This is a genomic window from Bacillus infantis, from assembly GCF_050107595.1.
Taxonomy (GTDB): domain Bacteria; phylum Bacillota; class Bacilli; order Bacillales; family Cytobacillaceae; genus Bacillus_AB; species Bacillus_AB infantis_C.
In genome coordinates this window covers 148,133-162,420 of record NZ_JBNILH010000002.1, presented here as the reverse complement: position 1 = coordinate 162,420, position 14,288 = coordinate 148,133, and the positions used below count along the sequence as shown (strand labels likewise).

The window sequence follows — 14,288 nt, the reverse complement described above, 5'->3', positions numbered from 1 at the left end:
ATTTTAACATAAACTTTTACACAATTGTCAATTACCATCCCCTGAAGCGGTCTGAAAACCAGGGGTGTGGCGGTTTTGCCGGCGAGGAAAACAATCTTGGCATTCTGTTATAAAAGGATGATCCCCTATTCAAAATTGGGTTTATTATCCAATAATAACACATCCCTGCAGACCAGCTGAACCAATAAGATGCACAGATTGGGCAATTATTAAATTCTTATGTTAGAATTCCTTTTAAAAGGCTTACAAAGCTGTTTATGGAGGTCTGGCATGGAAATTCAAAAAGGAACGATAAAAGAAATCTCTTTTCAGAGCAGGGAGCTGGGAGAAGAGCTGGATATACTTATCTATCTTCCTGCCTCTTATTCTCCCCTTTATAAATATTCCCTTCTTATCGCCCAGGATGGAAAGGATTATTTCCAAATGGGACGGGCAGGACGCGCAGCGGATGAGCTCCTTCACAACAGGGAAATAGAAAACGTTATCATGGTGGGCATCCCTTATAAGAATGTGCATGACCGCAGAAGCAAATACCATCCGGAGGGAGATAAGCACAGGGCGTACATAAGATTCCTGGCACATGAGCTTGTGCCTTACCTTGATGCAGAATTTCCTACCTATCAAATGGGACAGGGCCGCATTTTGGCAGGAGATTCCCTCGGCGCCTCAGTCTCGCTCCTGGCTTCGCTGGAATATCCTAATACCTTTGGGAAAACGATCCTTCAATCCCCATATGTGGACGAAAGCATCCTTGAAGCTGCCCGGAGCTTCCCAACCCCTGGCCTGCTGAATATTTATCATGTAATCGGCACTCAAGAAACAGAAGTAAAAACGACAAACGGAGAAATAGAAGACTTCCTTACACCAAATAGAAGCCTCTCCTCCATTTTGTCCGAAAGGGGTTTTCAATACTTTTATGAAGAATTCGAAGGCAACCATACATGGAAATACTGGCAGCCGGACTTTAAAAGAGCTTTGAAGCACATGCTTTAAGAAAAGCGGAGGGCGCTTGCTTAGCCCCGACAAGCATAAGACGCACCAGAATAAAAGGCGTTCTTTGCCTTTTATTCTGGTGTGGCTTATGACTCGAGGGGCTAGCGCCCGGAGCTGGACAGTTAGAAAAGCGGAGGCGACTGTTATATCGAGGAACGCGGACTAAGTTCGCCACGCCCTGTAGCAGCGTCCGCATGATCCGCATAATAATTCTTGCCCCGGCATAGATGCCTTCATTCCTAAAACACTTTTTCGATTTTCAAAACAACTCGCCTTAAAAAAGGACCTACTATCATTGAAGTCGGAAAATTTGTTATAATAGATAAACAAATCTTAATATATGTGCTTAACATTTTTATCAATGGAGGTATTCAGGATGAAATATGGAATAGTTATATTTCCTGCAAAGAAACTTCAAGATCTGGCCAATTCCTATCGGAAGCGCTATGACCCGCATTATGCTCTCATTCCGCCGCACTTGACACTGAAAGGTGCTTTTGAGGCAACTGATGAGCAGGCAGAATCGCTATCCGAAAGGCTTCATAAAGCTGCGGAGAATGCAAGGCCTTTTAATATGAAGGTCAATAAGTTCAGCTCTTTTCAGCCGGTCAACAACGTTATTTATCTTAAGGTTGAACCCGATGATTACCTGGATGCACTCCATACTGAAATAAATCAAATATTCCCTGGCGGCGAAAATCAGGAATATGCATTTGTCCCTCATATCACAGTCGGCCAGAATCTTTCGGATGATGAGCATTCAGATGTTTACGGCTCACTCCGGATGGAGCGCATTAATTATGAGGAAACAATCGACCGCTTCCATCTGCTTTATCAGCTGGAAAACGGTTCATGGACAGTATATGAAACATTTCGTTTTGGAAAGGAATCTTAAATCGTGATCGTAAAGAAAGCAGTTGAACAGCAAGAGATTGAAGATGTATATAAAATCAGGCGAATTGTCTTTATAGACGAACAGCAGGTTCCAGAAGAAGAAGAGTACGATGAGTATGAAAAGGAAGCCGTCCATATCATTCTCTACGATGACAGCCAGCTTCCGGCCGCGGCCGGAAGGTACAGGGTTGTGGATGGGGTCGGGAAGGCTGAAAGGATCTGCGTCCTTAAGGATTCCCGCAAAATCGGGGCTGGCAAGGCTGTCATGGATAAAATTGAAGAGCTTGCCAGAGAGCAGAAACTTCCTGCTGTTAAGTTGAATGCCCAGACACAGGCCATCCCTTTTTACAGTAAACTGGGCTATGAAGTGGTTTCTGAGGAATTTATGGATGCAGGCATCCCTCACCGCACGATGAAAAAGTACTTATAAAAACAAAAGCGCTAGCGCCTTGATCACCTTAAGGAACGCAGACTAAGAACGCCACGTCCTGTGGCAACATCTGCATGACCCCCATCCTGGAGGCCTCAAGACGAATCTCCCGCAAAGGCGTTCTTTGCCTTTTTGGGAGGTTTGGCTTGTAACCTCAGCGCAGCTGCTGGACGTTGATCAATAATTGATTTTTATCCACAAGACCTACAATTTATAAATTCCTATACAAGAACAAAGGCGCCCTTATCAAGGGCGCCTTTCCTATTGAAAATACTCTTTTCAGTCAATAATTTCCTCCATGTCTGGACATACTATGAAAATAATATGGACTAAAAGGAGTTAAACTCATGGAATATCTGCATATTTTCGCAGAGCTCGTGGTTGGATTTGCCGCCCTTTTTTTAATCACTAAATTTCTGGGTAAAACGCAGATCACCCAAATCACGACATTTGATTTTGTATCGGCCCTTGTCTTAGGTGAATTGGTGGGCAATGCATTATTCGATGAAAAAATCGGCCTGGGCCAGATCCTGTTTGCAGTCTTCTTATGGGGAGTATTGATTTATTTCACTGAGTATCTGACACAGAAATTTAAAAGAATGCGCCGTTTTCTGGAGGGAGAGCCATCGATCGTCATCAAAAAGGGGCAGATTGTGTACGATTCTTTAAAGAAGAATCACCTTGACATCAATCAGCTGCAGCATCTGCTGAGGTCCAAGGATATTTTCTCTATACGTGAATGCGAGTATGCGATACTGGAAACGGATGGGACAGTAAGTGTGCTTAAAAAACCGCAATACAGCTCCCCTGCAGCAAAGGATTTCAAAATTCAGCTGCAGCCGGAAGAGCTTCCAGTCACACTGGTGCTTGACGGGGAAATTGTTCTGGATAATCTGCATATGATTCATTGGGATGAAAGCAGGCTTCAAACCGAACTGAATGGCTGGGGAGCTGAAACTGTCAAAGATGTACTTTATGCTGAATGGAAAAAGGGAGAGCCTCTGCATGTGCAGACCTTCTAAGCTCTCCCTTTCTTTATGCCACTAAACAGATTCAGTGAATAGTGTTCCTTTACCTGTCATGTCCCCGTACACTCTTTCAACGGTCTTTTCATTGACCTTTCTCGCCGGCTTTTCGTCCGAGTATCCAGCCTCCGCAGAACGTGTAAATTGAAACAGCTGCTCCGGCTGGAACCATTGTGTGTCATTCTCCACTCTGTTCACCCTTGAAACTGGATACAGCCGGAATGAATCCTGCTTTTTATCCAAGTCCCTCACAGCATACTGATTGTATTGATAATGATTGAAAGGCACGATATAGCCCATTTTCCATTCCTCCATTTCAAGGTCTTTTCCATACTTTGCCGAAAATGTATATTTTCCTTTCTATACCCCTTGTTCAGGGAGATAAACTTTTTAAACTCCTTTTTTTAAATCACTGGTTTTGTTATGATAGACTTCGCCGGCTTCGGCATGTTTATGGGTATAAAAAATTTAATTTTTCAAGTGGAATCCCAGTTTTATGGGTATTCAATACATATTAAGATGAACTAGAAAAACGGGGATGACTTTTCATGAAAACTGCTGTTTACCGGCAACAGACTATTAATATAGAAAACTACAGCCGCGAAGAATTCCAAAAAATTTATGATGCAGGCAAAAAGGGACATCTATTCTGTCCTGCATGCGGAGAGCGGGTGAGGATGTATTTGGGGATACAGGATCCTCCCCACTTCTACCATCTTCATTCCAATGCTGAATGCCGTGATGCAGAGGAGGCATTGAACGGGGTGAAAAAAGAGCCGGTTGAAGCGGAGGTCTCTGCGGGCGGGTTCAGGCTGCCAAAGTCGAGGTCAATCACTGCTGAGACAATGCCTCCTTCTGTGTTTCAGGAAGCTTCTTTTGTAAAAACAGGTGCCCCTTTCCAGTCTATGCCTTCTAAAAACAAAACTGGCAGCGGGTACTTAAAAGATCTCGCAGACAATGGATTCCAATTGGATGCTGCACAGTCTGCTGCTGTATCGCATATTGATGGACCTCTCCTTGTACTGGCCGGGGCCGGCAGCGGGAAGACAAGGGTATTAACCACCCGTACTGCTTATATGCTCCAAGAGATGCAAATAGACCCAAAATCCATCATGCTGGTTACTTTCACGGCTAAAGCTGCTGCTGAAATGAAAAGAAGGCTGATTGACTATCCAGGCATAAAGTCTGCCCAGGCAGAGCAGCTCCTTGCCGGCACCTTCCACAGCATTTTTTACCGGATCCTCTCCTTCCATGACAGAGACGGATGGAACTCCCAAAAGCTGCTAAAAAAAGAATGGCAGCGCGAGCAGATTTTAAAAGGAGCAGCAAAAGAGCTGAAAATCGATGAAAAGGACTTTGCTTTTGATCTGGCTCTGCAGAAAATCGGCTTCTGGAAGAACTCTCTTATTCTTCCCCATAATACAAATCCTGAGACTGATTGGGATAAAACGGTCTCAGAATTATACAGGCTCTATGAAGAATATAAAGAGAATCACAGGCTCTTCGATTTTGATGATATGCTTCTTGGCTGTTACCGGCTCTTCCAGGAGTATCCCCATATTCTGGAATCGTATCAAAACCGCTTTCAATATTTCCTTATTGATGAATTCCAGGATATCAATAAAGTTCAGTATGAGCTGATTAAGATTCTTTCCGCCAAAAGCAATAATGTCTGTGCAGTCGGGGATGATGATCAGTCCATTTATGCGTTCCGGGGAAGCGACCCGCGGTACCTGCTTGAGTTTGAAAAAGATTTCCCGGCTGCCAGTGTCGTTGTTCTCGATCAGAACTACCGTTCCGCACATGAAATTGTAACCGCCGCAAACAGCATTATTGTCAAAAATAAACAGCGGCGCGACAAAAAGATGAAGGCCCAGTATTCAAAGGCAAGAAAGCCGCTCCTCTTCTTCCCGCTTGATGAGGAAGAAGAAGCGACGATGATTGTGACCGATATCCTGGAGAAGATTTCTCAGGGCGGAAGTCCAGGAGAATTCGCGGTATTGTTCAGGACACATGCAGGGATGAGAGCCATTTTTGAAAGGCTGGCCAATTCCAGCCTGCCATTCAGGATCGACCAGGATGCCGAATCATTTTATGACCGTTACCTAGTGCGGACCCTCCTGGCTTTCTTAAAATTGTCTCTTGATGAGGATAGCCAGGAATCCATCAAAAGTATTCTGCCGGCGCTCTTCCTTAAGCAATCGGTGCTGCAGGATTTGAAAGCAGAAAGCATTCTGACCGACAGGACACTTCTCGAGTGCCTTGCTGATGTGAAAACCGGATTTGCTTTTCAGGAGAAAAAGCTGGCAAGGGCCGTCCCCTCGATTCGTTCCATCAAGTCGAAGAGCCCTGCCGCTGCCATTGATATGATTGGAAAAGAACTTGGATTTAATGACTTTCTTAAAAAGCGCGGGCTGGAAGGCTCCAGTATGGAAAAAGGCTCGGATGATATCCGCGATCTAAAGGTAGCTGCCAATAATTTTGAGAGCATAGCGGAATTTCTTGAGCATGCCGAGCATATGCGCGCCATGAATAAAGAAATGAAAAAGCCTGGCAATATAAGGGACAATAGCATAACACTCAGTACAATCCACCGGTCAAAGGGCCTTGAATATAAGACTGTCTATATTATCGGGGCTGTTGACGGGAGTATCCCCCATGATTTCGCGCTTGAAGCTTACAGGAATGGAGACCCTGACCCGATGGAAGAAGAAAGAAGGCTATTATATGTAGCGGTTACACGGGCACAGGAGGAGCTGTTCATATCTGTCCCGCAGAAAAGGCGCGGCAAAAAGGCAAAGCCTTCCAGGTTCCTTGCACCGGTAAGGAGCTAAAAATTGAATAAGAAGGCAAAAAGGACTTGGCTCGCTCCAAGTCCTTTTCTGCAGATTATTTTTTATTAATCATCTGGCTGATTGTGTTAAAATCCAGCTGTTTTCCGTCTGCGACGATGGATTGTACAATTTTATCCTCTGTTGCTTTTGGGACCGGCTTATTGGCAATTTGGGATACCCTGCGGATTACGCTGCGGACTGTTTGTTCATCCTTGAAATTTGCATTCTGCAAAGAGTTCGCCAAATCCAGAATATCTTTCATATTAACGCCCGTTTTCTTCTCGATATTTTTAAAGAATCCATTATCCATGCTGAACTCAAGCCTCCTTCTTAAACTACTTTATATAGTATGAAGGAGGGCTGAAAAGGTGAAATGAATAAGAAGAAAAGCCTAAAAAGCTGCCTTCAGCCTGCTTTAGGGCGTTAAAATCAGTTTGCCTCTCGTTTTCCTCCCCTGCATCTGTTCATGAACAAATGAAGCCTCCTCCAGCGGATAGATTCCGCCTACCGTCAGCTTCAGTTTTCCTTCTGCCAGGTAGCCGAGCAGTTCCGTCATGCTTGTATGAAGAAGCTCCGGCATTTTCATGATTTGCGGAAGGAAGAACCCAATCACAGACTGGTTCCTTGCCATCAGTGAGGATGGGTACATTCTGTATTGCTCTCCGCTCGCCACTCCATAGACGACCACCCTTCCAAACGGAGCGAGACACTTCATGGTTTTAGCGAATACCTCTCCTCCGGCCATTTCAAGTGCCAGGTCGGCCCCCTTGCCCCCTGTTGCTTCCATTACTTTCTCTTCCCATCCGCTTTCTGTATAGTCCACCAGAACGTCAGCCCCCATGTCCAGGGCCAGGCTGAGTTTTTGCTCTGAGCTGGCTGTCGCAATAATCTTTCCAGCCCCGAATATCCTGGCAAGCTGGACAGCCAGTGTTCCCACACCTCCTGCAGCCGCATGGACAAGAACATTTTCTCCTCTTTGAAGCCTCCCCATTGTCTTTAAAATATGATAGGCGCTCAGTCCCTGAAGGGGCAGTGCCGCTGCCTCATGGAAGTCTAGTCCCTCCGGAATGGGAATAAGCCCCCTGCTGTCGGCAATGGCATATTCCGAATATCCGCCGGATTCAATCAGTGCCACTACCCTTGACCCCGGCACTATATCCGCCTTCTCACCAACTGCCTTGACCACTCCTGCCACTTCCGCACCAGGAATGAAGGGAAGAGGGGTTTTTACCACATACTGTCCTTCTCTCCTTGCTGTATCGGCATAGTTAACGCCAATCGAGTGGATTTGAATCAGCACCTCATGCCCCCTTGGATCTGGAACGTCCATTTCAACGAGCTTCAGGACACCAGGTCCTCCGTATTCCTTTAACTGAATTGCCTTCATATAAGTTCCCCCTCACTTTCCCTGGAATTGCGGCTTACGTTTTTCTTTGAATGCAGCAATTCCCTCTAAATGATCTTCTGTACCGGCCATCATTGTCTGGATGAGGCGTTCCTGCTCCAATATCTCCTCAAGCGTAGAGGAATGGGCGCGGTCAATCAGCTTCTTCATCATCCCATATGCTTTGACAGGTCCTGCTGCCAGCTTTTCTGCCATTGCCAATGCTTCATCTCTCAGCTCGGTGCCGGGTACAATTCTGCTGACAATTCCCATCTGCAGCAGCCTGTCCGCGGGAATCGCTTCAGCAGTAAAGAAAAACTCCTTAGCGAGATGGGGCCCGATCAGCCGGGGGAGGAAGAATGATCCCCCTCCATCTGAAATAAGTCCTACTTGTGAAAAACTCATCGCAAAGCGGCTGTCATCTGCCGCAATGATTAAATCACATGCCAGTGCCAGATTGAAGCCGGCTCCTGCTGCAAATCCATGAACAGCTGCGATAACAGGCTTGCTGGAGGCTTTTATGCTTAAAATGCACTCATTGAGCTTTCCGATATGTTCATAGATTTCTGCAGGCCCTGCCTGCCCCATTGTCTTTACATCTCCGCCTGCAGTGAAAGATTTCCCTGCGCCGGATAAGACGATTGCCTTAATCTCCTCATCCTCATCTGACTGGCGGAATGCTTGTGTCAGGCCGGTAATCATTTCACTGCTGAAAGCATTCAGGCTGTCCGGCCTGTTCAGCGTTAAAAGCAGGACACTGGCTCTTTTTTCAGACAGCAGGTGTTTATTATCCATATTCTCTCCCCCATTCAGTAGTAAAAGTTTTGGACATAAGAAAGCCTCGATCGGCAGGAATAGCCGGTCCTCACTGCAAGGCTCCTCAAGGTTTTTCTGCTGCTTCTAGCATATATAGCGGTTTGCTTTATAGATCCTTTCAGCAATTCTCCGGTTTTGGCTGAAGCCTCCCCCTTCAAGCTGTATTCTTCTGAACCCGGCTTCAACAGCGGAAGCGAGCTTTTTTTCACCATCCTGTAATGCCAGTTCAGAAGAGAGGGTCCTGAAGGCTTTTTCGCATTCCCACAGCGCCTCTTCCAGATAGGATCCGGCAAGGTCGATTTTTAAAGCAGCTGCTTCTTCACCGGCCTTATTGATGCTTTTATATGTCCTGTAGACTGCCGACTCGGCCGCATATAATGATATAGCCATATCAGAAAGCTTCATCAGCGTTTCCTGTTCCTCAGAAATCTGCTGGCCGTGAACCTGCAGTGCCAAGCCCGCCGCAAGCAGAAACGCATGTCTCATCAGAGAGACTGCTTCCCTCTCCATCGCCAGGGCACCATTAAGCGATGCAGGCTGCAGGATGGCGGATGCCGCTTCTTCGGTCATCTCCCTGAAATCCACTTCTCCCTTTGCTGCTTTCTTAAACAAGCCCGCCGGAATGAGCAGCCGGTTGATTTCGTTCGTCCCTTCAAAGATCCGGTTGATCCTGGAGTCTCTGTATATCTGTTCGATGCCATATTCTTTTATGAATCCGGCTCCCCCATAAAGCTGCAATGTTTCGTCTGCTGCATAATCAAGGGTTTCCGATCCAAATACCTTGCAGACAGCACACTCTGATGCATACTCACTCATCCTCTTTCCTGCAAGGCGTGAATCAGCGCTGCCCCCTATATCGCCTAGCGCCTCTTCAAGCAGGCCTGCTGTTCTGTATTGCATAGACTCTGAGGCATAGATCCGCGCTGCCATTTTTCCCACTTTTTCTTTTGTGGCATGGAAGTCAGCGATCTTTCGTCCAAACTGCCTCCGCTCCTGGGTATATTGCGCTGCTTTCTTCAGGCTGTATTTGGCTGCACCCATGCAGGCCGACCCCAGATTGAAGCGTCCCAAATTGAGGACGTTCAGGGCGATTACATGGCCTTTCCCCTGCTCCCCGAGCATATTTTCAGCCGGCACCTCGCAATCTTCTAAAATGACAGACCTGGTTGACGACCCTTTGATGCCCATTTTGTTTTCTTCAGGCCCAAGAATCAGGCCTGGAAAATCCTTTTCTAGGATAAAGGCGGTAAAATCCTTTCCATCAACCTTGGCATAGACAATAAAGGTATCTGAAAATGCCGCATTAGTGATATAAAGCTTCGTCCCGTTCAAAATATAATGCGTCCCCTCTTCATTGAGGCGCGCCACAGTCTGGGAGGAAAGAGCATCAGATCCTGCATTCGGCTCTGTCAGGCAATAGGCGCCGATATACTCTCCGGAAGCCATCTTAGGCAGATATTTATTTTTTTGCTCTTCTGTTCCAAAATAGGTGATCGGTAGAGTGGCAATACAAGTATGATTGGAATGGGCCACACCATAGCCGCTGGAGGCGCCGATATTTTCACCCACAATCCCTTTGGTGATTTTATCCAGGCCAAGCCCGCCGTATTGTTCAGGGATGCTGTGTGCCAGCAGCCCAAGATCCCCTGCTTTCTTCAGCAGTACCTTTACAAGCCCGAAATCCTGGCTTTCGATTTCTTCTTTTAAAGGGGCCACTTCCTGCTCAATGAACTGCCTCGCTGAAGTGCCAATCATTTTATGTTCTTCAGTAAAATCTTCTGGTGTAAACAATAGGCCTTCATCAATCTCCGTTAACAGAAACCCGGAGCCCATGCTCTTTGTTTTTGCCATGCTGCTCACTCCTCCTTTTTAAAAAATATGCTCTCCTATTTGCACACCTTTGCTGCCGAGATGAGTCCATTCTTATAAACTGGGACAATATGAATACTGTCTAAGCCGGCCGCAAAGGAAAGGTCATCACTGAGGCCATGGCGGGCCAGCAGGCCGCCGACATAGGAATTTCCCAAGACTTCCTCAGCATCGTCCCGCTTTGTCTGAAAGAAGAGCAATGCTGCCAGGGCTGCATCAGTCAGCACATAAGACTCCCTTCCTGCTTTTTGGAGGCAATCAATCAAATGTCCTGCTCCATAGAAATCCTCAAGGCTGAATTCCCCTGAATTTCCTGCGCAGATGATGACAATCGTTGGATCCCCATCTTCTTCACTGATTGCTTCCGCCACCGCAAAGTTATTTAATAGGGAAGAAGCATATACCTTTTTTGCTGCCTCTGCCTTTGCAAGGGCAACCGTCCCGTTCGCAGTCGCAATGATAAGCGTCTTTCCGCTTACCTGCCCCCTAAGAATCTTTGGACTTGGATAAACAAAGCCTGTGACAGGTCGTGCGTTAGATTCCCCGGCAAGGAGCATCCCGCCGGAATCTCCCGAGTCAAACCGGGCTTTCGCTTTTTCACAGCTTTCTGCAGGGATGACATTTGCCGCTCCATCCTTTAATGCCGAGATGATGCTTGTAGTTGCAAGCAGGATATCCAGCACAACGGCTATTTTGCTGCCTTCCCGCAGTTTCTGTTCATTGATTTCTTCCTTTTTCAGCAGCAGATGAATTTTGCCCATAGGTGCCTCCCGGTAAAATACTGACCTGCATTCCTGTTATATCTTTTCATAGGCAATACTTGAGCTGTGCTGGATAAGGCTTCTGACAAACCTGTCAAACTGGGAAAATCTCTTATCGGCTGTCTGCCCTTTCTTATAGCGGTAATAGATTTGCTGGCAAATGACAGCAAGCTTGAAGTAGGCAAAGGTCAGGTAGAAGTTCATGCCGCTAATATCCCTCCCGCTTCGCCTTGCATACGCTTCTATAAATTCCTTCCGGGAATAAAAACCCTTCAGGGCAGTTACTGGCGGTTTGCCTAGACCATATTTCAGCAGATCGGGATCGTCCTCCTGAATCCAATAGCTCATGGCTGCCCCCAGGTCTGCAAGCGGGTCCCCAACCGTAGACATTTCCCAGTCGAACAGTCCTGTCATAGCTTCCAGCTTATGATCAAATATGCTGTTGTTCAGCTTATAATCATAATGGATAATGCTATGGCCGCTCTCGGAAGGGATGTTTGCCGACAGCCATTTGGTGAGCGCAGCTGCCTCTTTGATTTCCTCAGTCTTCGCCTTCTCATAACGGCTGATCCATCCGTGGACCTGTCTCTCCATGAACCCTTCAGGACGGCTGATCTTTTCCAGGCCCGTATCCCGGTAAGGAAGAGCGTGCAGCTCAGACAGCTTATCGACCATGGTCTGTGACAGATGCCGGCAAACCTCCACGGAAGGAGTGATATGCTCTGGAAATTCTGAATCCAATACAATCCCATTCTTCCTTTCCATCAGGAAGAATGGACTTCCGATGATGCTGTCGTCCCCCGTATAGATGATAGGCTTAGGTGCAGGAGAGAACATGCTGTTAAGTTCCTTCAGAATGATGAATTCACGTTCCATATCATGGGCTTTTGCAGCCACTGGGCCGAGTGGCGGACGCCTCAGTACTGCCTCCCAATCCCCCGACCTCAGCTGGTAGGTTAAATTCGAGTGCCCGGCTGAAAATTGAAGGACTTCAAGAGGCCCGCCCGGGAATGAGTCCACTTTGCTCTCCAGGAATATGACAAGGCTGTCCAAATCCAGCTCTTCCCCTTTTCTTACCATAATTGTGTCTTTGCCGGCAGGCATGTACAGCGCCTCCTTTTTTAAATTTTCAAATTATTCTTTTCGTAAAGGTATGCTTTCAGCCCTTCCCTGAGGTGATCCGGCAAGGAGCTGCTCTCTTGTGCTTCAAAGTCAAAATAAACGATGACAGCATTCCCTTTGGCAACAGGCTCTTTTGTTTGTGCGCAAAGAATTTCATGCTCCAGCTGAAAGCTCTTATTCCCTATTTTCGAAACATAAGTTGTAATGGCCAGTTTTTGATTGAAAAAGCCCTGATTCAGAAAATCGCATTTTGTGGAAGCAAGGATGAAGCTCCACTTCCTGGTATCCATACTGTAGCCGAGCGATTCAAAGAGCTCTATCCTGGCTTCCTCCAAGTAAACGAAGTAGCTTGTATTATTCACATGGCCCAGGGCATCTGTTTCACAAAACCGGACTTTGACCTCTGTTTCCTGCATGGGGCATCCTCCCTTAGCGGTGCTTGAATTCCGCTTTTCTTTTTTCGATGAAGGCCTTAACTCCTTCTTTTATATCATCTGTGCGGAATACCTCTTCAAACAGGCTGGCTTCAAGCTTCACGCCCTCTTCTAAAGTTCTGTCAAGGCCTCCATCCACCGCCTGCTTGATTCTGGAAAGGGCCTGAAGCGAATGGCCGGCTATTTTGTCTGCAAGCTCTCTTGCGGTTTTCATGCCTTCCCCGGAAGCTGCCGTCTTATTGACGAGGCCAATCCTTGCAGCCTCTTCTGCCGAAACAGGCTCACCTGTGTACATCAGTTCCTTGGCCTTTGCTTCACCGATCAGCCGTGGCAGCCTCTGGGTTCCTCCGCCGCCGGGAAAAAGGCCCAGCTTTATTTCCGGGAGACCGATTTGAGCATGCTCTTCCGCAATCCTGATATCACATGCAAGGGCAAGCTCGCATCCGCCTCCGAACGTAAGGCCATTCAGTACGGCAATAGTAGGCTTTGGAAACAGGTCTATGCTGTTAAGCACTTCATGCGTAGCCATTACATCATCAATCATGCGGGGATTGTTCATCATCTCCGGAAATTCCTTAATGTCAGCCCCTGCAACAAATGCTTTGTCTCCAGCCCCAGTTAGAAGGACGGCCACTATCTCGTCATTGGTCCTAAGAGATCCAAAGGCTTCGCCCAGCTCCTGGAATACCTTTTTGCTCAGCACATTAAGCGGCGGATTTATGATTGTCAGAACCGCGGTTTTATCTTCCAATTGAATATCCACATAATTTCCCATCAGCGCACCGCTCCCTCTTTCCCATACTCATACCAGCCTTTTCCTGTCTTTCTTCCCAGGTGGCCTTCCTTCACTTTTTCTTCAATACAGGCGGCAGGCTTATCTAATGGATCCCCCGTTTCTGCATACCGCTGCTCCATTACATAATAGCCGACATCAATTCCTGACAAGTCCATCAGTTCAAAAGGGCCGATCGGATGGTTAAGCGCTTTTCTGCAGATGATGTCAATATCCTTGTAGTCTGCAATGCCCTGTTCATATAATTGAACAGCCTCACGCTGCAGCGCCCCAAGAATTCGGTTAGCGATAAACCCGGAGATCTCTTTTTTCAGGAGAACAGCCGTCCGGTTGATTGCCTTGCAGACTTTCATCGCTGTCTCAGCCGTTTCTTCAGAAGTCCGGCTGCTCATAACAACCTCGACGCAATCCATTACAAGCGGCGGAAAGAAGAAGTGCATATTGACTGTCTTTTCCGGCCTGTCAGCCGCATCGGCCAGCAGGCTGTTGACAATGGTTGAGCTGTTCGTCGCAAATATGGCATGTGACGGCGCCAGTTCTTCAAGCCTTGAAAATACTTCTCTCTTAATCTCAAGCTTTTCAACGACCGCCTCAATGATAAAATCGGCAGACTTAACAGCTATCCCAAAATCAGATGTGCAGCGGAGCCTGCTGAATGCAGCCTCTATCTGTTCTGAAGGCAGTTTCCCTTTGGATGCCCATTTATCCATAATTCCGCGCAGCTTTTCCTGTGCCTGATCCAATGCTTCTTCCTGCATGTCATGCAGGGTGGTTTCAAATCCTCCCAATGCACAGAGCATCGCAATTTGGTGGCCCATCTGCCCTGCACCAACCACAGTAATATTTTTCACTGTCAAAGCCATCAGCATTTCCTCCTTTAATATCACTATTCCGCACCTCTTGTTTTTCTATAAGAAGCGGCATCCCTGCCTG

At 47.0% G+C, this 14,288-nt stretch carries 15 protein-coding genes; 5 read left to right on the top strand and 10 right to left on the bottom strand.

Annotated features, from left to right (window positions below; all coding sequences use genetic code 11):
- Positions 1–270: 270 nt before the first annotated feature.
- The 4 genes from ACQCVH_RS04100 to ACQCVH_RS04085 all read left to right on the top strand — a co-directional run bounded on the left by ACQCVH_RS04100 (position 271) and on the right by ACQCVH_RS04085 (position 3,339).
- The gene (locus ACQCVH_RS04100) at positions 271–993 is read left to right on the top strand and encodes an alpha/beta hydrolase (RefSeq protein ID WP_426834565.1); all 723 of its coding nucleotides are present in this window, start codon (positions 271–273) and stop codon (positions 991–993) included.
- Positions 994–1,369: 376 nt separating this feature from the next.
- Positions 1,370–1,888: a YjcG family protein gene (locus ACQCVH_RS04095; RefSeq protein ID WP_426834564.1), complete on the top strand. Its 519-nt coding sequence runs from the start codon at positions 1,370–1,372 to the stop codon at positions 1,886–1,888.
- Positions 1,889–1,891: 3 nt separating this feature from the next.
- Entirely contained in the window at positions 1,892–2,317 is a 426-nt protein-coding gene (locus tag ACQCVH_RS04090; RefSeq protein ID WP_426834563.1) for a GNAT family N-acetyltransferase, read from the top strand.
- 347 nt (positions 2,318–2,664) lie between these two features.
- Complete coding sequence (locus tag ACQCVH_RS04085; protein ID WP_426834562.1) at positions 2,665–3,339, top strand: DUF421 domain-containing protein; 675 nt, start codon at positions 2,665–2,667, stop codon at positions 3,337–3,339.
- A gap of 21 nt (positions 3,340–3,360) precedes the next feature.
- Here the strand turns inward: ACQCVH_RS04085 and ACQCVH_RS04080 are convergent, their stop codons facing one another.
- On the bottom strand, positions 3,361–3,642 hold the full coding sequence (locus tag ACQCVH_RS04080) for a hypothetical protein (protein WP_426834561.1): 282 nt from the start codon (positions 3,640–3,642) through the stop codon (positions 3,361–3,363).
- A 248-nt stretch (positions 3,643–3,890) separates the two neighbouring features.
- On the opposite strand from ACQCVH_RS04080, the gene ACQCVH_RS04075 reads away from it, so the two are divergent.
- Positions 3,891–6,176, top strand: coding sequence for a UvrD-helicase domain-containing protein (locus ACQCVH_RS04075; protein ID WP_426834560.1), 2,286 nt, complete (start codon positions 3,891–3,893; stop codon positions 6,174–6,176).
- Between the two features lie 55 nt (positions 6,177–6,231).
- Here ACQCVH_RS04075 and spoVIF read toward each other — a convergent pair whose 3' ends face one another.
- The 9 genes from spoVIF to ACQCVH_RS04030 form a co-directional block, all read right to left on the bottom strand.
- Positions 6,232–6,486: a sporulation-specific transcription regulator SpoVIF gene (spoVIF, locus tag ACQCVH_RS04070; protein ID WP_224900255.1), complete on the bottom strand. Its 255-nt coding sequence runs from the start codon at positions 6,484–6,486 to the stop codon at positions 6,232–6,234.
- A 105-nt stretch (positions 6,487–6,591) separates the two neighbouring features.
- The gene (locus ACQCVH_RS04065) at positions 6,592–7,563 is read right to left on the bottom strand and encodes a quinone oxidoreductase family protein (protein WP_426834559.1); all 972 of its coding nucleotides are present in this window, start codon (positions 7,561–7,563) and stop codon (positions 6,592–6,594) included.
- 12 nt (positions 7,564–7,575) lie between these two features.
- On the bottom strand, positions 7,576–8,355 hold the full coding sequence (locus ACQCVH_RS04060; RefSeq protein ID WP_426834558.1) for an enoyl-CoA hydratase/isomerase family protein: 780 nt from the start codon (positions 8,353–8,355) through the stop codon (positions 7,576–7,578).
- Between the two features lie 105 nt (positions 8,356–8,460).
- Positions 8,461–10,227 carry an acyl-CoA dehydrogenase family protein gene (locus ACQCVH_RS04055; protein WP_426834557.1) on the bottom strand — a complete coding sequence of 589 codons (1,767 nt, stop codon included), beginning with the start codon at positions 10,225–10,227 and terminating at the stop codon, positions 8,461–8,463.
- Between the two features lie 35 nt (positions 10,228–10,262).
- Complete coding sequence (locus ACQCVH_RS04050; protein ID WP_426834556.1) at positions 10,263–11,006, bottom strand: 2-phosphosulfolactate phosphatase; 744 nt, start codon at positions 11,004–11,006, stop codon at positions 10,263–10,265.
- A 36-nt stretch (positions 11,007–11,042) separates the two neighbouring features.
- Entirely contained in the window at positions 11,043–12,110 is a 1,068-nt protein-coding gene (locus ACQCVH_RS04045) for a phosphotransferase family protein (protein ID WP_426834555.1), read from the bottom strand.
- Between the two features lie 17 nt (positions 12,111–12,127).
- Positions 12,128–12,544, bottom strand: coding sequence for an acyl-CoA thioesterase (locus tag ACQCVH_RS04040; RefSeq protein WP_426834554.1), 417 nt, complete (start codon positions 12,542–12,544; stop codon positions 12,128–12,130).
- 13 nt (positions 12,545–12,557) lie between these two features.
- Positions 12,558–13,337, bottom strand: coding sequence for an enoyl-CoA hydratase (locus tag ACQCVH_RS04035; RefSeq protein WP_426834553.1), 780 nt, complete (start codon positions 13,335–13,337; stop codon positions 12,558–12,560).
- The gene (locus ACQCVH_RS04030; protein WP_426834934.1) at positions 13,337–14,224 is read right to left on the bottom strand and encodes a 3-hydroxyacyl-CoA dehydrogenase family protein; all 888 of its coding nucleotides are present in this window, start codon (positions 14,222–14,224) and stop codon (positions 13,337–13,339) included. Before ACQCVH_RS04030 ends, ACQCVH_RS04035 begins: the two co-directional genes overlap by 1 nt.
- Positions 14,225–14,288 lie beyond the last annotated feature (64 nt).